Here is a 21,693-nt window from a genome sequence, read left to right as displayed (position 1 = left end):
CGGTCGCGTGTGAACGTTGTCCGTCGAAGCGAGAGCCGACACATCACATGAAGGACAGCCAACGGCGTCAGAGCGAAAACGAGCCAAACTCCCGCCTCAACGAACAACTCCAGTATCACTGAGTGAAAATACATAGCCCTCTATGGATTTTCACTCACATGCGTAGCGCCTACTTGACCTCGTACTCGCCTACTTGACCTCGTACTTGGGAAACACGGGCGACGGAGTGGGCAGAGCCTCGCCAGGGACGATGCGCGCCGTGATGTCTGTGAACTCACGCGCCGGATCGCCGAGCAGCTCGAGGATTCGAGCGGCAGCAGTGGGCATCACCGGCTGAACCAGGATCCCGACGATGCGCAGCACCTCGAGCGTCACGTACAGCACAGTGGCCATGCGATCCGGATCGGTCTTGCGCAGCACCCACGGTTCCTGCTGCGAGAAGTAGCGGTTGGTCTCACCGAGCACCGACCAGATCGCTTCGACCGCCGAGTGCAGGGCCTGGACGTCGAACTCGCGGCGGCAGATGCCGAGCAACGCGTCGGCGCGGGCGAGTAGGGCTTCGTCGTCGGCGGTGAACGCGCCGGGCGTCGGGACCTTCCCGTCCAGGTTCTTGGCGACCATGGTCAGCGAGCGTTGCGCGAGGTTGCCGAGTTCGTTGGACAGGTCGGCGTTCATGCGGGTGACGATGGCCTCGGCGCTGTAGCTGCCGTCCTGGCCGAAGGACACCTCACGTAGCAGGAAGAATCGGAGCGAGTCGAGGCCGAACTCGTCGACGAGTGTGAACGGATCGACGACGTTGCCGACCGACTTCGACATCTTCTCGCCCTTGTTGTTCAGGAATCCGTGTACGAAAACGCGTTTGGGCAGTTCGACGCCCGCGGACATCAGGAACGACGGCCAGAACACCGTGTGGAAGCGGGTGATGTCCTTGCCGATGATGTGCAGGTCGGCGGGCCAGTACTTCTCGAACGTCTCCGACTCGGTGTTGGGGTACCCGACGCCGGTGAGGTAGTTGGTCAGCGCGTCGACCCATACGTACATCACGTGGTCGGGATCGCCCGGTACCTCGACGCCCCAGTCGAATGTGGTTCGCGAGATGGAGAGGTCCTTGAGGCCGCTCTTGACGAAGTTGACGATCTCGTTGCGGCGCGTGTTCGGTGCGATGAAATCCGGGTTGGACTCGTACAGCTCGAGCAGCTTGTCCTGGTAGGCGGAGAGGCGGAAGAAGTACGTGGACTCCTCGGTCCATTCCACCGGCGTCTGCGTCTCGGTGGCGACGCGGGTACCGTCCTCGGCCTGCGTCGTCTCGCCCTCGGTGTAGAAGGCCTCGTCGCGCACCGAGTACCAACCGGAGTACGTATCGAGGTAGATGTCGCCTCGCTCGACCATCTTGGTCCAGATCGCCTTGCTGGATTCGAGGTGGTCGGCATCGGTGGTCCGGATGAAACGGTCGTACGAGATCCCGAGGGCCTTCTGCAGTCCCTCGAAAGCGTCTGAGTTGCGTGCAGCCAGGTCGCGGACGTCGATGCCCTCTTTGACGGCCGTCTGCTGCATCTTCAGGCCGTGCTCGTCCGTCCCGGTGAGGAACATGACGTCGAACCCGTCGAGTCGCTTGAATCGGGCGATGACGTCCGTCGCGATGTACTCGTAGGCGTGGCCGATGTGCGGGGCACCGTTCGGGTACGCGATGGCTGTGGTGACATAGAAGGAGGGCCGTGAGGCATCAGCTGGCGCAGTCATGGTGCGCCTACTCTATCGGCGTGAGCAAAGACCGCCCCGCACCGCCATTGCCCGAACGTCTCGACAGGCTCGTCGATGCGCACACCCATCTCGACGCGTGTGGCGCCGTCGACGCCGCGTCCGTGGCCGCCATCCTCGACCGGGCGGAGTCCGTCGGCGTATCACGGGTGGTGACCGTCGCCGACGATCTCGAGGCCGCGCGTTTCGCCGTCGACGCCGCTCACTGGGATGCGCGGGTGTGGGCTGCCACCGCGATTCACCCGACCCGGGCGAACGTTCTGGACGAGGACGTGAAAGCCGAGATCGAGCGACTCTCTGCCGACGAGCGGGTCGTGGCGGTCGGCGAAACGGGACTCGACTACTACTGGCCCGGCAAGCTCGAGGGCTGCGCGACGGCCCGGGAGCAGCAGGACGGTTTCCGCTGGCACATCGACCTCGCCAAACGGCTCGGGAAAACGCTGATGATCCACAATCGCGAGGCCGACGAGGACCTGTTGAAGGTGCTGTCCGAAGAGGGCGCGCCGGAGACCGTCATCTTCCATTGCTTCTCGTCCGGGCCGGAGATGGCAACTGCGTGCATCGACGCCGGCTACGTGCTCAGCCTGTCCGGGACCGTCAGTTTCAAGAACGCGCATGCATTGCGAGAGGCCGCCAGACTCATTCCCGACGGCCAACTGCTGGTCGAGACCGATGCGCCATTTTTGACCCCGCATCCGTTTCGGGGCGCACCCAACGAGCCGTACTGCCTCCCTTACACCGCACGCGCGCTCGCCGAGATCCGCGGCCAGGATCCAGTGGAGCTCGCCGCGCACGTCACCGCCAATGCCGAACGGGTCTATTCGCTGGGCGTGTGACTGTTACTCAGCGGTGCAGAGTTGCGAGATGTGCACCGATTCGTTACCGTACCGTGACCCGCCCGACGGGCTTGCCGCACGAATAGGTAACGCTCCACAATCCAGGGATTGCAACTTGACCAGTCTTGCTCGCCTAAACAACGCCAGGTCGATGACGCTGTACTTCGTTGTCGCCGCCCTGTTGGCGACGCTGATCGTCGGGGGCGCCACCGCCGTAGCTCGTCACAAAACCGTGACCATCGACGTCGACGGTGAATTGATCACACTCAGCACCATGAGCACCGACGTCAGCGGAGCGCTCTCGGCAGCGGGCTTCGAACCGGACGAGAAGGATCTCGTCGCACCGGGGCCGGACTCGTCCATCTCGGACGGCGAGACCGTCGTCCTGCGGCGAGCACGCGAACTGACCGTCACCATCGACGGAGAACCCGAGCAGATCTGGACGACGGCACTGACCGTCGACGAAGCACTGCAGCAAATGGATCTCGCTGATGACGTGCACGTCTCGGCCTCGCGCGGTGAGCGCCTGCCCCTCGAAGGAACCGACCTCGAGGTGGCACTGCCCAAGCAGGTCACCCTCGTCGACGGGGCAGCACCGGCCGCGCCGGTGACGCTGGCTGCGCCGACCGTCGCCGAGTTCCTCGCAGAGGCCGGCACGCCGCTCGAGCAGGCCGATACCGTCACGCCCGGCCCGGACGAAACCGTCACCGACGGCGCCGAGATCATCGTTACCCGCAACCGCACCGAGACGCGAACCGAGACCACCGAGGTCACCCCGCCCGCGGAGCGCATCGAGGACCCGACGATGAACGTGAGTCGGACCGTCGTCGAAAACCCGGGCGCGCCCGGCATCTCCGACATCACCTGGGAAGTCAACCTCGTCAACGGCGAGGAAGTCGGCCGCGAGAAGGTCGACGAGGTCGTCAAGGTGCCGGCCCAGCCGCAGGTCGTGCGTGTCGGTGCCAAGCCCGGCACCGAAGTACCCCCCGTCGAGAACGGCGCGATCTGGGACGCGTTGGCTCAGTGCGAGGCAACTGGCAACTGGGCGATCAACACCGGAAACGGTTACTACGGCGGCGTCCAGTTCGACCAGAACACCTGGGAGCGTCAGGGCGGGTTGAAGTACGCACCCCGTGCCGATCTGGCAACACGCGAAGAGCAGATCGCCATCGCGACCGTCACTCAGCGGTCGCAGGGATGGGGCGCATGGCCCTCGTGCACGTCTCGCCTGGGCCTCCGATGACGGGTGCGTAGAGTTTCCACAGTGCAGGAAGATGTGAGGCAACCCGTGGCGCTGCTCGGGCCCGCGGAGGTGCGATCCCTCGCCGCAGAGTTGGACGTTCGCCCCACCAAACAACTCGGACAGAACTTTGTGCACGACGCCAACACCGTGCGACGCATCGTCGCGTCCGCGGGCGTCGGGGGAGCGGATACCGTCCTCGAGGTCGGCCCCGGTCTCGGATCGCTGACGCTGGCGCTTCTCGATGTCGCCGACGCCGTGATCGCCGTCGAGATCGACCCCAAGCTCGCCGGGCGGCTACCGCAGACGGCAGCCGAGCGCGCCCCGTCGCGGGCCGGACAACTCACTGTCGTCGAATTCGACGCGCTGCGCGTGAAGGCATCGGACATCCCGGGTGCGCCGTCGGCGCTGGTGGCGAACCTCCCCTACAACGTCGCCGTGCCCGTACTCATCCACCTGTTCTCCGAGCTGCCCTCGCTGCGGACAGCGCTCGTCATGGTCCAGGCCGAGGTGGCCGACCGGCTCGCAGCCGACCCGGGCAGCAAGGTCTACGGCATACCGAGCGTGAAAGCGGGATTCTTCGGGACGGCCAAGCGCGCCGGTTCCGTCGGCCGGTCGGTGTTCTGGCCGGTGCCGAAGGTCGAATCGGGTCTCGTTCGCCTCGACCGCTATCCCGAACCCCCGTGGTCCATGGACGACAAGCATCGGCGCGCCGTCTTCGCCGTCGTCGACGCTGCTTTCGCGCAGCGCCGCAAGACACTGCGCGCCGCCTTGAGCGGCTGGGCGGGTTCGCCCGTGATCGCCGAGCGCCGCCTCCGCGAAGCCGGCATCGACCCCTCGGCGCGCGGGGAAACTCTCGATGCCGCAGCCTTCGTCAGGCTGGCCGGTACGCAGGCCTGATTTGGCACCCCTGCTTTTTGGCATGAATGGGCCATCGCAACGGTTAGACAGTTGTAGTGGTCCATTCATGCCGAAAGGTGGGGCACGAAAGGTGGGGCACGAAAGGTGGGGCACGAAAGGTGGGCTCACGAAGGCGGACGCACACTCGCGCGGTAGCGCTCGCTGAGGAAGGTGTGTCGTTCGGCCACCCGCATGCATTCCGCTTCGAGCTCGGGCGGACCGAGGATGGTGAAGTCGGTGTCGAATGCGCCGAGCCAGTGCGCTATGGACTCCAGCGAGTCGCCGGACAGGGTGACGGTGCATGTCTGGTCGGGTCCGGATTTGACTGTGCCCCAACGCTCGTCGATCATCGGCGCGATGGTCTCGATCGGCGCCTGCAGGGCAATGCTCGCTTGCACCTGGGTGAAGGGTCGGGCTAGCCCAGCCGCGACGAAGGCCGCTGCCCCGCCCTCGGGTAGCGCACGCGCGGTGAAACGAGGACCGGTGGGGACCTTCGGGGTCAACCGGTCGACGCGGAAGGATCGCCAGTCCTGACGCAGCAGATCCCATCCGAGCAAGTACCACCGCGCTCCGGAGCGGACGAGGCTGTACGGCTCCACCTCGCGCCGCGTCTCGGTGCCGTCGTGGGAGCGGTAGTCGAAACGGAGCCGCTCGCGGTTGTGGCAGACCCCCGCGACGACGGACAGGATGCCCGCGTCCACGGCGGAACGGGCTGGGCGGTCGACGACGTCGATTCGGAGGGCGTCGAGCCGATGCCGGATGCGTGAGGGCATCACCTGCCTGAGCTTCGTCAGCGCCCGCAACGACGCTTCGCCGATGCCTGCGACGGCCCCTCCCGCTGCGGACTGCAACCCGAACGCCACCGCGAGGGTCTCTTCGTCGTCGAGCAGCAGTGGCGGCATCTCCGCGCCCGGCCCGAGCTGGTAGCCGCCACCGACACCTGCCGTCGCGTTGACCGGGTAGCCGATCTCCCGGAGCTTGTCGACGTCTCGCCGGACCGTCCGCGGTGTGACGTTCAGGCGCTCGGCCAGGTCCGCTCCGGCCCAGTCTCGGCGTGTCTGGAGCAGGGAGAGCAGCTTGAGCAGTCGTGCCGACGTTTCCCTCATGGATCGATGATCGCAAGAATTGCGGACAGTTGTCGTCCGCGATCAGCGTGGTTCACCATTTCCACTACTGTTGACTATCGTGCTCTCAGTCGTCCACAGCCCCGTCGTAGTCAGGGCACCGTCGAAGGTCAACCTGCACCTGTCGGTCGGTGACCTCCGCGAGGACGGCTATCACGAACTCACGACGGTCTTTCAGGCGTTGTCTTTGTCGGACCGGATATCGGTGGTGCCCTCGCAGGCCCTGCGGGTCATCGTCACGGGTGCGGACGCGAAGTCCGTTCCCACCGACGAGCGCAATCTCGTGTGGAAGGCCGCGGTGCTTCTCGCCGAGGCAGTCGGCCGCGAACCACTCGTCGACATCACCGTCGACAAGGGCATTCCAGTGGCGGGCGGCATGGCGGGCGGCAGCTCCGACGCCGCAGCGACGCTCGTAGCCCTCGACGCGCTGTGGCATCTGGAACTATCTCGAACCGAGCTGACCGACCTGGCGGCGCAACTGGGCAGCGATGTCCCGTTCGTGCTGCACGGCGGCACTGCGGTGGGCACAGGACGCGGCGAGAAGCTACTTCCGGTCCTCTCCCGCAACAGCTTTCACTGGGTCCTGGCGCTCGCGAAGGGCGGACTGCAGACCCCCGCGGTGTTCGCCGAACTCGACGAACTCCGGGCAAAAGGAAATCCGCCGCGACTCGGTGACCCCGAGGCTCTCATGCATGCGCTCGTCAGCGGCGACGCGCACACGCTCGCGCCCCTGCTCGGAAACGACCTGCAAGTTGCGGCGGTGTCGTTGCTACCGCAATTGCGCCGGACGCTGCGGGCCGGAGTCACGGCCGGTGCGCTCGCCGGAATCGTGTCCGGTTCCGGTCCGACCTGTGCTTTTCTCTGCGCCGACGCCGGCACCGCGGTGGCGGTCGGTGCGGAATTGTCCGGTGCCGGCGTCTGCCGCACCGTGCGTGTTGCGAGCGGCCCCGTTCCGGGTGCTCGCGTGATCACTAACGAATCGATTGGTTTCACCTGATGGTCAATCTCGTCAATCTCGAAAACGTCTCCAAGTCCTTCGGCGTCAAACCGCTGCTCGACGGTGTGTCCCTCGGTGTTCAGGAGGGCGAGCGGATCGGCATGGTCGGTCTCAACGGCGGCGGCAAGACCACCACCCTCGAGGTGCTGGCCGGCATCGAACCTCCGGACTCGGGGCGGGTGAGCCGCGTCAGTGGCCTGCGGATGGCCGTGGTGACGCAGCGCGGCGTACTGCCACCCGGATCGACCGTCGGACAGGTCGTGCTCGATCCGTTGGGCATGGCCGAGCACGAGTGGGCCGGTGACTCACGGGTGCGCAACATCCTGACCGGCATCGGCATCGCCGATCTCGGCCCGGCCGGAAGCTCTGGTCTCGACGCCCCCATCGACAACCTTTCGGGCGGTGAGCGACGCCGCGTCGCCCTGGCCGCTGCGCTGGTACAAGATCTCGACCTGCTCGTGCTGGACGAGCCGACCAACCACCTCGACGTCGAAGGTGTGCAGTGGCTCGCTGCGCACCTTGTCGGGCGTCGCAGCGCGCTCGTCGTCGTCACTCACGATCGCTGGTTCCTCGACACTGTCGCCAACCAGACCTGGGAGGTCGTCGGCGGCGGCGTCGAGACCTACGAGGGCGGGTACAACGACTGGATCTTCGCGCGCGCCGAACGCTCCCGCCAGGCCGACGCATCCGAGGAACGCCGACGGAACCTGGCGCGCAAGGAGTTGGCGTGGCTGCGCCGCGGCGCACCTGCCCGGACATCCAAACCGAAGTACCGCATCGAAGCCGCCGAGGCTCTCATCGCCGACGTGCCCGCCCCGCGCGATTCCGTCGCACTCGCCTCGTTCGCTCAGCGCAGGCTCGGCCGGATCGTCATCGAACTCGAGGACGTCAGGCTCGAAACCCCGGACGGCCGTGAGCTCGTCAAGGACTTCACGTGGCGGCTGGCCCCCGGTGAACGAGTGGGTCTGGTGGGCGTCAACGGATCGGGCAAGACGACGCTGCTGCGCACGCTGGCCGGCGAACTCGAGCCGGCAACGGGCAAACGAATCCAGGGCCAGACCGTCAAGATCGGGTGGCTCAAGCAGGAACTGGACGATCTGCCGAAGAAACTGCGGGTGCTCGACGCCGTCAAGGAGGTCGCCGAGCGCATCACCCTGGGGGACAAGGAGGTCTCGGCCGGCCAGCTCGCCGAGCGTCTCGGGTTCACCCCGGCCCGTCAGCGCACGCCTGTCGGTGACCTTTCCGGTGGCGAGCGGCGCCGGCTGCAGCTCACTCGCGTGCTCATGGCCGAGCCGAACGTGCTGTTGCTCGACGAGCCGACCAACGATCTCGACATCGACACCCTGCAGCAGCTCGAGGATCTGCTCGACAGCTGGGCAGGCACCCTCGTCGTCATCAGTCACGACAGGTACCTGATCGAACGCATCTGTGACTCGACGTGGGCACTGTTCGGCGACGGCAAGCTCACCAACTTGCCGGGCGGCATCGAGGAATACCTCCGGCGTCGTGCCGTGATCGCAGCGGAAGCGACTCCGGACTCGCTCACCACCGGCGGTACCACCAGGAAGGCCGTCAAGGACGCGGCGTCGGAGCGGGCTGCGCGCAAGGAACTGAGCAAGCTCGAGAAGCTCGTCGTGCGGCTCTCGGACCGCGAGATCGCGTTGCACGCCGAACTCGCGGAGGCCGCGACCGAGACGAGCAAGTTGGTCGAGCTCGATACCGAGCTGAAGAAGGTTCTCGCGGACAAGGACGTCGCCGAGGAGCGGTGGATGGAACTCGCCGCAGAGTTGGAATGAGGGAGAGCGAGCGGGGTTTGACAGGGAACGCGCCCGGGGTATTACCGGCCTCATGATTACGCCGTGTACACCCCGGATGTCTGCCGAGATGGGTTGCGCGCAATGACCTCGGTGGTGCGGGCTGCGTTGGGCCCGGCGTTCGAGGATCTGCACCCGAAAGTGCAGTGGCGCTTCGGGTTGTCCTCCGCCGACAGCGCATGCCAGTTGGGTGTCGGCGTGATGGAGGAGATGACCCACTCCGCGCTGGTGCCGCCGCCCGTTCTGTGGCTCGGTGGCAGTCGCGGCTTGTTCCCGGCAGGCAAAGCCGCCGATGTGCCGTTCACGGTCGCCAACTACGCCTACGTCGACGACATCGGACGCGAAACTCTGTCCTTCGTTCGACGGTTTTCATTCGTCGGCAAGGCCCAGGGTATGAACTCGGTGATGGTCACGCCTGCGCGAACATCCGGTCGATCCGCTCCGGCGAGCGACGTGGCGCTGGATTACCTCGGGTACCACTCGGACATGGTTGTGCAGACGCGGTGCAGCGTCGAATCCGACGGCGCATTGCTACTGGAGAGCGGTCCGCCCCGCGTGCTGGGTGTGCGGATACCTCAGATTGCGTCCGCACTGACCACGGCACGTGAATGGTGGGACGAGGAACAGCAGCGCCACCGAATCCGAATCGACGTCACCAGCCCGATCCTCGGCACTCTCTTCCATTACCACGGGTGGTTCACAGCAGAAGAACGCCCGTGTGGCCCGTCCGATATCCCCGAGGGTGCGAAACCGACGAAGCTGGTCGAACGGGAGTAAGCCTGCAGCCGACCTCGCCACCCGCACATGGGCAGCGAAGCCGGCGTCGGGAGAAGATCAGCGGTAACCCTTGGCGGGGTTGAGCAGATCCAGGACGATGGTCTGCCCGTTGGAGCGAACGTGGATTTCGGGGTTCTGCAGTCCACCCGAGACGAGGTACTCGCCGAGGAGCTGAAGAAGCTCATCGGGGCCCACGGAGGTATCGGGGGTACGGATGTCACCGGTGCGGCTGCCGAGCTCGTTCTGCGTCAGGCGACCTGCGATGCGCACGGACGCGACACCCATGGCGGTGCGACGGTCCGGTACACCGCTGCGGCCGGCGCTCGTCGAGGCCGATGAGCCGCTGGATGCGTGGGTAGAGCGGCCATTTGTCGGTAGGCCGTGTTCGGAGATCTGATCGCTGGTAGTCACTTCAACCTCGTTCGAATCCTGGGTGGGCTGCTTCGGCGTCGTACTTTCGGGTTCGGACTTCGTTTCGGACATCGGTGCATCCTGCTTTCGCGTGTCGGAATCCGTGTCCGACGGCTCGATGGCCGCGTCGGCTTCCTGGTCGGATGTGGGCGGCGTGGCCGAGTTCGACTCGGGCGTTTCCTCGTCGGAGGCCAATTTCGGGGTCGGTGTACTCAGCCGGTGAGCTGGCACCTGCCCGATCTTGATCCCTGCCAGCGGATAGCTGGAACCCTTTGTCATAACCAAACCCCACGTCGGATGCGCTGAAACCTTTTCGACATCGAGAAACGTACTCGAAGTCCGTTCGGACCATCGAAGAGTAACACCATGCCTGTTTATGTGGGTATTTTGTGGTGCCATTTCGTGTTTACGGCATGAGAAACCGCCGGACGCGGGGTCCGGATCGGTTCGGAATACGAGCAGGTACCTACCTGCTCGCGGGCGCTTCTATTCGCCGGCGGCGACGAGAGGTTCGAGCGTCAACTCGGGCATTTCCTTCTCGATGTACTGAAGCCGCCATTTGTCGCTGACAAGGGCGAGAAGCGCCCCGTCGGTGCGGGTGAACACTTCGACTCCTCGCTGGCGCCCCAGCTCGGTAGCGGACGCGGCGTCCGTGCGGCGGGCCACCGAATACCCGAGCGGCTCCAACCGGGAGTCGACGCCGAACTCGGACTTCATCCGAGCGGTGACGACCTCGAACTGCATCGGTCCCACCGCGGCCAGCACCGGCGAGGCGTCGCCGCGCACGTCGTTGCGCAGCACCTGCACCACGCCCTCGGAATCCAGCTGCTCGACGGCCCGTCGGAACTTCTTGTACTTGTCCGCGCTGTCGACTCGCAAGGCAGCGAAATGCTCGGGCGCGAACGACGGAATCGGCGGGAACTCGACCTTCTTGTCGCTGAAGAGCGTGTGACCGGGGGCGAGTGCGGTCGCGTTGACGAGACCGACGACATCGCCCGGGTAGGCGTTTTCGACGGTGGTGCGCTCGCGGCCGAACACCGTCAATGCGTACTTGGTGGTGAAGGGCTTGCCTGTTTGGGCGTGGGTGACCACCATGCCACGCTCGAAGACGCCCGATACGACGCGCATGAACGCCAACCGGTCGCGGTGGGCGGTGTCCATACCTGCCTGCACCTTGAACACCACCGCGCTGAATGGGTCGGTGACCTCGCGGACGCCGCCGTTGATGTCCTCGCGGCCACCGGGCGCAGGCGCCAGCGCGACGAGGGTGTCGAGGATCTGGCGGACACCGAAGTTCAGCATCGCGGACCCGAAGATGACGGGTGAGGTTTGGCCGGCGAGGAACATTTCCTGATCGTGTCCCTGTCCGCTCGAGACCAGCAGTTCGCTTTCCTCGAGTGCGGTGTCCCAGTCGATCCCTTCCCGCGCCGCGGCGGCCTCGGCGTCCATCAGTTCCTCGGGGGCGATGGTTGCACCGCCCGCAGTCCGGGTGAAGCGGATGTAATTGCCCTGCCGGACATCGAGCAAACCGCGGAAATCGCCCGCGATGCCGACGGGCCAGTACAGCGGCGTCGGCGTCAGACCGATCCGCTTCTCGATCTCGTCCAGCAACTCCAGCGGGTACTGGCCGGGACGGTCCCACTTGTTGATGACGGTGATCACCGGGATACCGAACTGGCGGCACACCTGGAACAGCTTCAGCGTCTGCGGTTCGAGGCCCTTGGCAGCGTCGATGAGCATTACTGCAGCGTCGACGGCGGTCAGTACCCGGTAGGTGTCCTCCGAGAAGTCGGCGTGACCGGGAGTGTCGACGAGGTTGATGACGTTTATCTCGTCTACGGCCGGGTCGACCTGGTAGTTGAACTGCAGCGCGGTAGAGCTCACCGAGATGCCGCGAGCCTTCTCCATTTCCATCCAGTCCGACACCGTCGAGCGGCGGCCCGCTTTGCCGTGGATGGCACCGGCCTCGGAGATGACGCGAGCGTGCAGCGCCAGTGCTTCGGTCAGCGTGGACTTACCGGCGTCGGGATGGGAGATGACGGCGAACGTGCGGCGCCGCGCGACCTCGCCAGCGAGCTCTCGATGCGCGTTCTTCGGCTGACCGGGCGCTGCATCGACAGGGACGGCCGACTCGGCAAGGGCAGAGCTCGTGTCGGACGGAGCGTCTACCGAATCGGGCGTACTCAAGCGAACCTCTTCTGTGAACGTATGGAGCTGTGAACGTATGGATCAGGGGCATTGCTGCTCGTGCCAGGGTACTCGGCGCGTCCGAGGAGGTAACGGTTCCCATCCGGTGCAGGATTGAATAGCTTGAAGGCAGTGTTGTGCACCACGGTGTCTTCAGGTGCAGTGCCGACGATGTCCGCTCGACGAGGAGACGGCTTTGAGCAAGTTCACCGAGGAAATGTTCGCCACGGCCGAAAGCAGTGAACGCGGCCTCGTCACCGGCGAGCCCGACCAACCGCTGCGCCAGTCCTGGGGGGAGATTCATCGCGTCGCCAGGGCCATGGCCGGAACACTCGCCGACGCCGGGATCGGACGCGGCGACGCCATCGGGATCCTCGCCGGCCAGCCCGTCGATATCGCCCCGGCCTGCCAGGCCACGTGGATGCGCGGTGGGTCCGTCACCATGCTGCATCAGCCGACACCGCGCACCGATCTCGCCGTGTGGGGAGCCGACACCGAGACCGTCGTGCGGATGATCGAGGCGAAGGCCGTCATCCTCGGTGCGCCGTTCGACGTCGCCGCACCGATTCTCGAAGAGCGTGGCATCACCGTGCTGAAGATCGAGGACATGCGGTCCGGCACCGAGATCGACCCGATCGAGACCGCCGAGAGCGACATCGCGCTGCAACAGCTGACGTCCGGCTCCACGGGATCGCCCAAGGCCGTGCGCATCACGCACGAGAACTTCTACGTCAATGCCTACGCGATGATCGACCGCATCAAGTTCGACGTCGACTCCGACGTCATGGTCAGCTGGTTGCCCCTCTTTCACGACATGGGCATGGTCGGGTTCCTGACCGTGCCCATGCAGGTCGGCGCGGAGGTCGTCAGCATCACCCCGCTCGACTTCCTGCGGTCACCGCTGCTGTGGGCCAAACTGATCGACAAGTATCGCGGGACTGTCACGGCCGCACCCAATTTCGCGTACTCGCTGCTCGCTCGCCGGCTCTCGCAGGCCGACGACGATCTCGATCTCGACCTGAGCACACTGCGCTACGCCTGGAACGGCGCCGAGCCGGTGGACCCCGAGACGATGGCGACACTGGCCGAGGCTGGGGCGCCGTACAAGCTGGATCCGCTCGCGCTCGCACCCGTGTACGGCATGGCCGAAACGACTCTGGCGGTGTCCATTCCGGACCCGGGACAGGGGCAGGTCATCGACATCGTCGACGCCGACCTCCTCGAGGCGATGGCCCGTGCAGTCCCCGCCACCAAGGGCAACGTCCGCCGGCTCGCGACGCTCGGCAAGATGGTGCCCAATCTCGAGGGCCGCGTCGTCGACAAGGAAGGGCAGGTCCTCACCCCGCGCGGGGTCGGCATCATCGAAGTGCGCGGCAAAGCCGTCACTCCGGGTTACATCACCGTCGACGGACCGGTCGAGACGCAGGACGCCGACGGTTGGCTCGACACCGGGGACATCGGGTACTTCACCGAAGAAGGCCTGGTCGTGGTCTGCGGACGTATCAAGGACGTCATCATCATGGGCGGGCGCAACATCTATCCGACGGACATCGAACGGGCTGCGGCCTCGGTCGCGGGCGTGCGCCCCGGCAACGCCGTCGCCATCCGTCTCGACGCCGGCGACAAGCGTGAGAGTTTCGCGGTTGCGGTCGAGACCAACGACTTTCAGGACCCGGAGGAGGTCAAGCGCATCGAGCGTGACGTGGTGCATGCGGTGCACTCCGAGGTGGGTGTCCGCCCGCGCACGGTTGCTGTGCTCGGACCGGGCTCGATCCCGAAGACGTCCTCGGGCAAGCTGCGCCGCGCCACTTCGGCTGCGCTGCTGGGGTAGGCCCTTCCAGTAGAGCTCGCACCCTTTCTGCGAAGTTCGCACCCCCGCTCGCGTCCGAGAACGGTGCGCAGGTCGGCAAAAGGGGTGTCAGCTCCACTTCGGCGCCGAGGTTCAGCGTGGGTGGACCTGGTTCTGCGCGGCTTCCAAGCCGGCGCGCAAGACCAGTTCCGCCGCGTCGGCACCCTCTTCGACGATGACGCCGAGGTCCTTGCGTTCGGCGGCGGAAAACGGTTTGAGGACATACGACGCGGGATCCATTCGGCCGGGTGGCCGTCCGACGCCGACGCGTACCCGCAGATAGTCCTTGGTGCCGAGGTGCTGCGAGATGGACCGTAACCCGTTGTGTCCACCTTCGCCACCGCCGAGCTTGAGGCGCAGCGTGCCGAAATCGAGGTCCAGTTCGTCGTGCACCACCACGATGTTGGACGGTTCGACCGAGAAGAATCGGGCGAGCGCCGCGACCGGCTGACCTGACAGGTTCATGAATGTCCGCGGTTTGGCGATCACCACCGGGCGCTCGTGCAACCTGGCCTGCACCACGTCGGAGTTCGACTTCTTGTGTGAGGAGAAGCTCGCGCCGATTCGCGCGGCCAGGGCGTCGGCGATCATGAAACCGACGTTGTGACGGGTGCTCTCGTACTGCGGGCCGGGGTTACCGAGGCCGACTATCAGGGCCGCGTCTGTGTTCACGGTGTTCATGTTCCCATCGCCGGTAGCAGACACCGACGCGCCGCCCCCGAAAAAGCGGGAGCGGCGCGTCGGCGAAAGGCAGGGGTGAGATCAGCCCTCGGAGTCCGCGGCGGCCTCTTCCTTCGTCTCGGCCTCTCCGGTCTCGGCGACAGGCTCGGTGCCTTCGCCCTCGGCCTCGAGATCGTCCTCGGACGGTGTCTCGACGACGTTGACCAGCAGGCTCTCCGCGTCGGAGATCAGGATGACACCGGCGGGGAGCGTCAGGTCGCCTGCGGTGATCTGGGTGCCGATTTCCGCGCCCTCGACCGAAACCTCGAGCTGCTCCGGGATGGACAAGGCGTCGGCCTCGATCTCGACGTAGGTCGCGTCGGTGTAGACGAGGGTGCCGGGTGCGGCTTCGCCCTCGACGATGACGTTGACCTCGACGGTGACGCGCTCGCCCTTCTTCAGCACGAGCAGGTCGGCGTGCTCGATGCTGCGAGTGATGGGATGAACGACGACCGACTTGGTCAGCGCGACCTGCTCGCTGCCGTCGATGTCGAGGTAGAGGACTGCGTTGGTGCCGTGGTTACGCAGCACGGACGCGAAGGCGCGAGCGTCGAGTGCGAGGTGGCGGGGATCGGTTCCGTGTCCGTACAGGACGGCCGGGACCTGGCCATCGCGACGAGCGCGGCGGGCTGCGCCCTTGCCGAACTCGGTGCGGACGATCGCCTTGAGATTGTTGACTTCGTTCGACATGTAAAGACAGCTCCTGGATCTTCGGTGGACAAGGCTCGTCGGGGCGGACACGTACGAGCAGGGCCAGGGGCCGAGCCGCGTCGATCACGGTGAATCCTGTGCAGGACCCACCCTCGCCGAGACAACCTGCAAGATCCTACCGGATGATTCTGGGTGAGGGAAATGAGCTTTCCTGATCCTACGAACGCAGGGCCGAAAGACTCTACGCACGGAGTAGGCACCGGAGCACAGTTTCCATCATGGGACGACGTACCGCGGGCAGTGACGCGTCGGGAGCGGCCCCGGCGTTTCGGGACCGGCGAGAGGCCGGTCGTGTGTTGGCAAGGCTGCTCGAGACCTATCGTGGCGATCCCGATGTGATCGTGCTGGGACTCGCCCGAGGTGGGATTCCGGTGGCATGGGAGGTCGCATCGGCGCTCGGGGCGCCGCTGGATGCTTTCGTGGTTCGCAAGATAGGTGCTCCTGGTCGCGAGGAGTTCGCGGTGGGCGCGCTCGCGAGCGGGGGACGCCTGGTGGTGAACGACGACATGGTGCGCGATCTGCGGATATCGGCAGAGCAACTACGTGAGGTGGTCGACCGCGAAGGGCGTGAGCTCATTCGGCGCGAGGCCGTGTATCGCCAGGGAAGACCCCCTGCGGATGTGAGCGGGCGCACGGTCATCGTCGTCGACGATGGTCTCGCCACGGGTGCGAGCATGTTCGCCGTCGTCGATACGCTGCGGACGGCGGATCCCGCGAAAATCGTGGTTGCGGTGCCGGCAGCACCGGAGTCGACGTACCGTGAGTTGTCCGCGATGGTGGACGAGATGGTGTGTGCCACGATGCCATCGCCGTTTCTCGCTGTCGGACAGTCGTTCTGGGATTTTTCCCAGGTCTCGGACGACGAGGTGCGAGATCTGCTGTCGACACCCACCACTGCCACGAAGGGAACCGGGAACGTGGCAGGGGGCAGTGGATCTGCGGTTGACGCGATACGAGCCGTCGCGCTCGATGCACCCAGCGGGGTGCCCTCGACCGAGGCGATACTCGATCTGGTCGGCGGGGCGAATGTTGTTCTGATCGGCGAGAGCTCCCACGGCACTCACGAATTCTATTCTGCCAGAGCAGAAATAACCAAGAGGCTGATAGAGGAGGCCGGCTTCGAGGCAGTTGCTGCCGAAGCCGACTGGCCCGATGCCTACCGCGTCGACAGATATGTGCGCGGCGGCGGTACGGATACCTCGGCGGAGATGTCTCTGCGCGGATTCGAGCGGTTTCCGGGTTGGATGTGGCGCAACACCGTGATGGTGGAATTCACGCAGTGGCTGCGCGATCGGAACGACAGAATCGACGATCCGCGGGCGCGAACCGGGTTCTACGGACTCGACCTGTACAGCTTGCACCGCTCGATGAACCAGGTGGTCGAGTATCTGGATACGGTGGATCGAGCAGCGGCCGACCGAGCCCGAGAGCGCTATGGATGCTTCGATCTCCTCTCGGGTGAGGACGGCCAATCATATGGCTATGCAGCGGCATTCGGTGCGGGCGAGTCGTGCGAGACCCAGGCTGTCGATCAACTCGTCGATCTTCGGGCCAGCGCGGCTGCGTATGCTCACCGCGACGGGCAGATGGCCGAGGACGAACAGTTCCATGCCGAGCGCAACGCCTCGAGCGTGCGTGATGCCGAGGCTTACTACCGAACGATGTTCGGTGGGCGGGTGTCGTCGTGGAATCTGCGTGACCGGCACATGGTCGATACGCTCGATGCGTTGATAACGCATCTCGGTCGCGGAAAGAACTCTCCCGCAAAGGTTGTCGTATGGGCGCACAACTCACACGTCGGAGACGCACGTGCCACCGAAATGGGCGCCCACGGCGAACTGACGGTCGGCCAACTGGTGCGAGAACTGTACGGAAACCGTTGCAGGCTCATCGGTCTGACGACACACGACGGGACGGTCACGGCGTCGAGCACATGGGGCGGTCCGGCGGAATGCAAAGTGGTGCGTCCATCCCTGAGCACCAGCATCGAGTCGCTGCTGCACGAAGCCGTCGGCGAAAGGGGTGCGTTCATGATTCCTACAACGGTCGACGGACGAGTCGTCGACGTGGTGAAACCGCCCCGACTCGAGCGAGCTATCGGAGTGATCTACCGTCCTGAAACCGAAAGACAGAGTCACTACTTTCACGCCCGCGTAGCCGAACAGTTCGATGCGATCATCCATATCGACAAGACCACTGCCCTCGAACCGCTGAATCGGACGAGTCTGTGGGTGGCGGGGCAGGTTCCGGAGACGTATCCGAGCGCTCTGTAGGCATCTTGACGCTCTCGACTTCATCCAGAGGCATCGTGCATGCCGTGGAGAGATCGCGCGATCGACCTGGCCACGTCGATCGCGTCCTCGCGGGCCCCGGCGGTGCTCATGACCACGGCGCCCTCGTGGACGAGAGAGAGTTGTGTGCCGAGGGTCTCGGGATACCCGAAGCCCGCCTCCGAGGCGAGCCGGACGAACAGTGACCTGGTCCAAGCCTTCTCCGCTCGGATCACCTCGAGCGCTGGGTGATCGGTGCCTCCGAACTCCGCGAACGCGTTGACGAATCCGCATCCTCGATGATGTTCACGCATCCAGATATCCAGGGCGTCGTACACCCCGAGGATGCGTTCGGTGCCGGGTTCGAGGGTGGCGATGTGGTCGAGGACGAACTCGCACCACCACTGGTAGCGACGCTGGAGGTAGCGCATGACGAGGCCGTCCTTGGATCCGAAGCGGTCGTACAGTGTCTTCTTCGTGGTCCCGGCTTCCTCTGCGATGAGGTCGACCCCGACGGCCTTGATTCCGCGCTCGTAGAAGAGCTTGCTGGCGACGGTGAGTATGCGCTCGCCCGCCGGCGTCAGCGGACGTTCGGTCATGGTCATGTGTGCCTCCGATCACAGGTGCACTGCGAGTATACAGACCGGTGTGGTTACCTGCTGTCCATGACAAGAACCGACCTGACTGCGGGCATCTCGCTGGTGATCCTGTGGAGTTCCGGATTCATCGGCGCGGAGATCGGCACCGGATACGCATCGGCACACACATTGCTGGCCTGGCGCTACGTCGTCGCCGCGGCGATCCTGTTGGCGTGGTGTTGGTATCGAGGTATCCGGCCGACGTGGTGGGGGATCCGTCGACAAGCCGCAATCGGGGTGTTCGCGCAGTTTCTCTACCTGGGCTGCCTGGTAACCGGCATCGGACTCGGTGTTCCCGCGGGAACGGCAGCCCTCATCGCTGCTGTGCAGCCGCTCGCCGTGGCGGCGTTGTCGAGTCGATTCCTCGGTGAGCAGTTCCCGGTGGGGCGACGCGTCGCGCTCGTGTTCGGATTCGCGGGCGTCTTCCTGGTCGTCGCGGGCGATCTCGGCGGTGGGGCCGTTTCGTGGCCCGTCTATGTCCTCCCTATCGCTGCAATGCTTGCGTTGTCCTACGGGACCGTCCTCGAACGCCGGATGGCCACGACCGAGCCTCTGGCATTGGCGATGTGCGTGCAGAGCGTCGTCAGCGCCCTCCTTTTCATGGCGTGGAGTCTGCTGGTAGGCGACGCGGCTCCGCCGGTGACCGCAGGTTTCTGGGCGGCGGTGGCGTGGGTGGTCGTGTTGTCTACGTTCGGCGCGTACGGCACCTACCTGTTCGTCCTCCGGCGCAGCGGTGCGACGCGAGTGAGCACGCTGCTGTACCTGACACCAGCGACGACGATGGTGTGGGCGTACCTGGCGTTCGGCGACCGGGTCACCTGGCTCGCGATGATCGGTGTCCTGGTCACGCTCGCCTCCCTAGGTGAGTGGAAATCCATAGCCCGTCCTGTATTTCCACTCACAGGGCGCGGAGCGCGTGGATCATCTCGTCCAGTTGCGCGAACGTGACGAAGTAGTGCGGCGACGCGCGTACGACGGCACCGAGTCCACGTTGAGTCATGTCGACGAGCGTGGACCGACGGTGGCTGACTGTCACGGTCACGTTCTTCTCGGCGAGCGCGTCGCGCACGTCGGTGGGAGTTGCGCCGTCGACTGTGAACGAGACGATGCCGCTCTTTCGTTCGCCGAGGTCGTGCACAGTGACTCCGTTCACGCTGCGTAGGGCCGCCCGCAGGTACTCCGCGCGTTCGGCCACCGCGTCCTGGACGTTGTCGATGCCGATATCGAGCAGATAGTCGACGGCGGTCCCCAGAGCCAGCCGTGCTGCGACGTCGCATTCCCAGAATTCGAATCGTGTCGCGTCGGGCGCGAGGCGGTACTCACGCTCGCCGGTCCACTGCGCGCTGTGCAGGTCCAGCGTCGGCGGTTCGAGCGAGGTGGCCAACTCGGGACGCAGGTAGAGAAATCCGGTACCGCGCGGTCCGCGCAGCCATTTCCGACCGGTCGCGCTGAGTGCGTCGACGCCGAGTTCGGCAACGTCGACGCGGATCTGACCAATGGACTGGCAGGCGTCGAGCAGCACCAGTGCGCCGTGACGGTGGGCGAGCTCGGCGACCTCACGCGCCGGGTTGACCAACCCCCCGTTGGTCGGTGCGTGCACGAGCGAGACAATTCGCACCCGGTCGTCGAGCATGTTCTCGAGCGCCTGCAGGTCGATCTGACCGGTGGGGTCGCTCGGCACGAACTCGACGACAGCGCCCACCGCTGCGGCCCGTTGCAGGGCGGCAAGTGCATTGGACGCGTACTCGACCTCGCACAGCAGGATGCGATCACCCTCGGCCAGTGGGATCGAGTAGAAGAAGTCACTCCACGAGCGGGTTGCGCTGTCGCTCAGAGCGATATCCGAGGCCTGTGCACCGATCAAGGTCGCGACGGAGGTTTTGACGGCCGCCAGATCGGACATTCGCTCGTTGGCAGCGCGATAGCCGCCGACGACGGCTTCCCGACGAAGATGTGCGACGGCGGCGTCGACGACGGGTGTCGGTGGCAGCGACGACCCGGCGCTGTCGAGGAACACCGAGGTTTCGGCCGCTGGTGTGTCGTGGCGTATTCGGTCGAGATCGAACATGTCGGCGCCTTCCTGGAGCGGAGAAAGATGTCGGTGCGCTGTGCTGAACTCTTGGCTACTGTCGAAAACAGGCTGTCACAACCCGAGCGGTTCGGGCACGATCAGGAGGCGAACATGTCGTCGAACGAGAAGTCCCTGGAACTGAGCTCGCGGCCGGCCGCGGAGGCCTACGTGTCCAGAGTGTGTTTCAAGCTCGGCCCGCCGCAGTTGATCGGTGCCGAACTCGAATGGTTGACCTGCACCATCGACGGCCACCGGCCCTCGCTCCATCAGATCTCCGCTGCGTTGGGGGAGTACACCCCGCGCACCATTGCACCCGATTCACCCGCCCTGACGTTGCCGGGCGGAAGCGCCGTCACAATCGAACCCGGCGGCCAACTAGAACTCTCCAGCTCACCCCACGCATCGGTGACCGAACTGCAGCGCGCGTTGGATGCGGACGTCCGCGTCGTCAGGGCTCTGATGAGCGCCGCGCAGCTGGGCATGGCGTCCGTACCTGCGGACAGTCGCCGCAACGCCCACCGAATCCTGGCTCTGCCGCGCTATTGCGCGATGGAGAACCACTTCACCACCATCGGGCCGTTCGGGAAACTGATGATGTGCAACACCGCAGCCGTGCAGGTCAGCGTCGACGCCGGTGCGGACCGAGCGGAAGTCGGCCGCCGATGGAGAATGCTCGACGCAATCGGCCCGGCGTTCGTCGCCGCGTTCGCGTGCTCGCCCGAGCTACGCGGCGCCCCCGCGGGGAAGTGGGCATCGCAACGCATGCGCACCTGGCTGGAGTTGGACGCCGGCAGAACACAGGTACCTAATACCGGTGATCCGATTTCGGACTACGCACGCTGGGTGCTCGATGTTCCGCTGCTGTGCATCCGCAGTGACGACGAAAACTGGGCGGCACCTGCCCACGCGAGCTTTGCCGACTGGCTCGACGACGCATCCCTCATCGGACGGCCCGCCACCGTCGCCGATCTCGACTACCACCTGACCACGCTGTTCCCGCACGTCCGAGCGTGCGGTCACCTCGAGATCCGCTACCTGGATGCGCAACCGGAGGGCGGGTGGGTGGTGCCGTCGGCTGCATTCGAAGCGTTGTTGGGGGATTCCGCCGTCACCGACCGGGCGACGGCTCTCGCGCGCGAGACCGAGAATCGATGGGTCGACGCTGCACGCGACGGCTTGTCCGACGCGTCGTTGCGCGAGGACGCCGAGGCACTGTTACGTCTGGCTGCCGAGAACAGCGCGGAGCACAGCGACATGCTGCACGCCGCGGCCGATCGATGCCGCCGCGGCGACCCACCGGCGGCCGATACTGCCCATGGATATGCAACGGACAGTCGAAGCCCGTCGACGTACAAGGAGTCGGTGTGACGAGCACACAACAGTCGAGTTC

Annotated in this window: 18 protein-coding genes; 10 read left to right on the top strand and 8 right to left on the bottom strand. The window is 65.5% G+C overall.

The annotated features are described in order from the left end of the window. Positions 1 to 189: 189 nt before the first annotated feature. The gene (gene metG, locus KVY23_RS04615; protein WP_230555489.1) at positions 190 to 1,740 is read right to left on the bottom strand and encodes a methionine--tRNA ligase; all 1,551 of its coding nucleotides are present in this window, start codon (positions 1,738 to 1,740) and stop codon (positions 190 to 192) included. Between the two features lie 20 nt (positions 1,741 to 1,760). Here metG and KVY23_RS04610 point away from each other — a divergent pair, with 20 nt between their 5' ends. The 3 genes from KVY23_RS04610 (at position 1,761) to rsmA (ending at position 4,734) form a co-directional block, all read left to right on the top strand. Then, entirely contained in the window at positions 1,761 to 2,594 is an 834-nt protein-coding gene (locus tag KVY23_RS04610; RefSeq protein ID WP_230555488.1) for a TatD family hydrolase, read from the top strand. A gap of 115 nt (positions 2,595 to 2,709) precedes the next feature. Beyond that, positions 2,710 to 3,837: a resuscitation-promoting factor gene (locus KVY23_RS04605; protein WP_230555487.1), complete on the top strand. Its 1,128-nt coding sequence runs from the start codon at positions 2,710 to 2,712 to the stop codon at positions 3,835 to 3,837. Positions 3,838 to 3,858: 21 nt separating this feature from the next. After that, positions 3,859 to 4,734 (top strand): 16S rRNA (adenine(1518)-N(6)/adenine(1519)-N(6))-dimethyltransferase RsmA, encoded by an 876-nt coding sequence (gene rsmA / locus KVY23_RS04600; RefSeq protein ID WP_230555486.1) that lies wholly within the window; start codon positions 3,859 to 3,861, stop codon positions 4,732 to 4,734. A 125-nt stretch (positions 4,735 to 4,859) separates the two neighbouring features. On the opposite strand, the gene KVY23_RS04595 is transcribed toward rsmA, so the two are convergent. Beyond that, positions 4,860 to 5,840, bottom strand: a complete 981-nt coding sequence (locus tag KVY23_RS04595) for a YafY family protein (protein ID WP_230555485.1) — start codon at positions 5,838 to 5,840, stop codon at positions 4,860 to 4,862. A 79-nt stretch (positions 5,841 to 5,919) separates the two neighbouring features. Between KVY23_RS04595 and KVY23_RS04590 the strand changes: the two genes are divergently transcribed. The 3 genes from KVY23_RS04590 (at position 5,920) to KVY23_RS04580 (ending at position 9,446) form a co-directional block, all read left to right on the top strand. Continuing rightward, on the top strand, positions 5,920 to 6,855 hold the full coding sequence (locus tag KVY23_RS04590; protein WP_206510212.1) for a 4-(cytidine 5'-diphospho)-2-C-methyl-D-erythritol kinase: 936 nt from the start codon (positions 5,920 to 5,922) through the stop codon (positions 6,853 to 6,855). Then, positions 6,855 to 8,651, top strand: a complete 1,797-nt coding sequence (locus tag KVY23_RS04585) for an ABC-F family ATP-binding cassette domain-containing protein (protein ID WP_075837221.1) — start codon at positions 6,855 to 6,857, stop codon at positions 8,649 to 8,651. Before KVY23_RS04590 ends, KVY23_RS04585 begins: the two co-directional genes overlap by 1 nt. Positions 8,652 to 8,714: 63 nt before the next feature. After that, on the top strand, positions 8,715 to 9,446 hold the full coding sequence (locus tag KVY23_RS04580) for a DUF4166 domain-containing protein (protein ID WP_230555484.1): 732 nt from the start codon (positions 8,715 to 8,717) through the stop codon (positions 9,444 to 9,446). A 57-nt stretch (positions 9,447 to 9,503) separates the two neighbouring features. Here KVY23_RS04580 and KVY23_RS04575 read toward each other — a convergent pair whose 3' ends face one another. Beyond that, a complete protein-coding gene (locus KVY23_RS04575; RefSeq protein WP_230555483.1) occupies positions 9,504 to 10,136 on the bottom strand; it encodes a hypothetical protein in 633 nt (210 codons plus the stop codon). Between the two features lie 207 nt (positions 10,137 to 10,343). Beyond that, a complete protein-coding gene (locus KVY23_RS04570; RefSeq protein WP_206510214.1) occupies positions 10,344 to 12,044 on the bottom strand; it encodes a peptide chain release factor 3 in 1,701 nt (566 codons plus the stop codon). A 196-nt stretch (positions 12,045 to 12,240) separates the two neighbouring features. On the opposite strand from KVY23_RS04570, the gene KVY23_RS04565 reads away from it, so the two are divergent. Further along, the gene (locus KVY23_RS04565) at positions 12,241 to 13,875 is read left to right on the top strand and encodes a fatty acyl-AMP ligase (RefSeq protein WP_075837217.1); all 1,635 of its coding nucleotides are present in this window, start codon (positions 12,241 to 12,243) and stop codon (positions 13,873 to 13,875) included. 111 nt (positions 13,876 to 13,986) lie between these two features. Here KVY23_RS04565 and pth read toward each other — a convergent pair whose 3' ends face one another. Together pth and KVY23_RS04555 are read right to left on the bottom strand one after the other, a co-directional pair. After that, the gene (pth, locus tag KVY23_RS04560; RefSeq protein WP_139317916.1) at positions 13,987 to 14,565 is read right to left on the bottom strand and encodes an aminoacyl-tRNA hydrolase; all 579 of its coding nucleotides are present in this window, start codon (positions 14,563 to 14,565) and stop codon (positions 13,987 to 13,989) included. Positions 14,566 to 14,655: 90 nt separating this feature from the next. Next, entirely contained in the window at positions 14,656 to 15,303 is a 648-nt protein-coding gene (locus tag KVY23_RS04555; RefSeq protein WP_230555482.1) for a 50S ribosomal protein L25/general stress protein Ctc, read from the bottom strand. A gap of 239 nt (positions 15,304 to 15,542) precedes the next feature. Here KVY23_RS04555 and KVY23_RS04550 point away from each other — a divergent pair, with 239 nt between their 5' ends. Continuing rightward, entirely contained in the window at positions 15,543 to 17,597 is a 2,055-nt protein-coding gene (locus KVY23_RS04550) for an erythromycin esterase family protein (protein WP_230555481.1), read from the top strand. Between the two features lie 20 nt (positions 17,598 to 17,617). Here KVY23_RS04550 and KVY23_RS04545 read toward each other — a convergent pair whose 3' ends face one another. Continuing rightward, positions 17,618 to 18,199 carry a TetR/AcrR family transcriptional regulator gene (locus KVY23_RS04545; RefSeq protein ID WP_230555480.1) on the bottom strand — a complete coding sequence of 194 codons (582 nt, stop codon included), beginning with the start codon at positions 18,197 to 18,199 and terminating at the stop codon, positions 17,618 to 17,620. Positions 18,200 to 18,259: 60 nt separating this feature from the next. On the opposite strand from KVY23_RS04545, the gene KVY23_RS04540 reads away from it, so the two are divergent. Next, positions 18,260 to 19,180, top strand: a complete 921-nt coding sequence (locus KVY23_RS04540) for a DMT family transporter (protein ID WP_230555479.1) — start codon at positions 18,260 to 18,262, stop codon at positions 19,178 to 19,180. Here the strand turns inward: KVY23_RS04540 and KVY23_RS04535 are convergent. Then, the gene (locus KVY23_RS04535) at positions 19,131 to 20,300 is read right to left on the bottom strand and encodes an aminotransferase class V-fold PLP-dependent enzyme (RefSeq protein WP_230555478.1); all 1,170 of its coding nucleotides are present in this window, start codon (positions 20,298 to 20,300) and stop codon (positions 19,131 to 19,133) included. The genes KVY23_RS04540 and KVY23_RS04535 overlap by 50 nt on opposite strands. 114 nt (positions 20,301 to 20,414) lie before the next feature. Between KVY23_RS04535 and egtA the strand changes: the two genes are divergently transcribed. Further along, on the top strand, positions 20,415 to 21,671 hold the full coding sequence (gene egtA / locus KVY23_RS04530; protein ID WP_230555477.1) for an ergothioneine biosynthesis glutamate--cysteine ligase EgtA: 1,257 nt from the start codon (positions 20,415 to 20,417) through the stop codon (positions 21,669 to 21,671). Positions 21,672 to 21,693: the final 22 nt, after the last annotated feature.

This window comes from Rhodococcus sp. I2R (genome assembly GCF_020889545.1).
Classification (GTDB): domain Bacteria; phylum Actinomycetota; class Actinomycetes; order Mycobacteriales; family Mycobacteriaceae; genus Rhodococcoides.
The sequence above is the reverse complement of the archived record's forward strand: the minus strand, read 5'-3'. Positions and strand labels throughout refer to the sequence as shown.

What these genes read in the sequence shown, in the direction of transcription:
- metG (WP_230555489.1), bottom strand. Translation starts at nt 1,740, where the DNA reads ATGACTGCGCCAGCTGATGCCTCACGGCCCTCCTTCTATGTCACCACA.
- KVY23_RS04595 (WP_230555485.1), bottom strand. Translation starts at nt 5,840, where the DNA reads ATGAGGGAAACGTCGGCACGACTGCTCAAGCTGCTCTCCCTGCTCCAG.
- KVY23_RS04585 (WP_075837221.1), top strand. Translation starts at nt 6,855, where the DNA reads ATGGTCAATCTCGTCAATCTCGAAAACGTCTCCAAGTCCTTCGGCGTC.
- KVY23_RS04575 (WP_230555483.1), bottom strand. Translation starts at nt 10,136, where the DNA reads ATGACAAAGGGTTCCAGCTATCCGCTGGCAGGGATCAAGATCGGGCAG.
- KVY23_RS04555 (WP_230555482.1), bottom strand. Translation starts at nt 15,303, where the DNA reads ATGTCGAACGAAGTCAACAATCTCAAGGCGATCGTCCGCACCGAGTTC.
- KVY23_RS04550 (WP_230555481.1), top strand. Translation starts at nt 15,543, where the DNA reads ATGGGACGACGTACCGCGGGCAGTGACGCGTCGGGAGCGGCCCCGGCG.
- KVY23_RS04545 (WP_230555480.1), bottom strand. Translation starts at nt 18,199, where the DNA reads ATGACCATGACCGAACGTCCGCTGACGCCGGCGGGCGAGCGCATACTC.
- KVY23_RS04540 (WP_230555479.1), top strand. Translation starts at nt 18,260, where the DNA reads ATGACAAGAACCGACCTGACTGCGGGCATCTCGCTGGTGATCCTGTGG.
- KVY23_RS04535 (WP_230555478.1), bottom strand. Translation starts at nt 20,300, where the DNA reads ATGTTCGATCTCGACCGAATACGCCACGACACACCAGCGGCCGAAACC.
- egtA (WP_230555477.1), top strand. Translation starts at nt 20,415, where the DNA reads ATGTCGTCGAACGAGAAGTCCCTGGAACTGAGCTCGCGGCCGGCCGCG.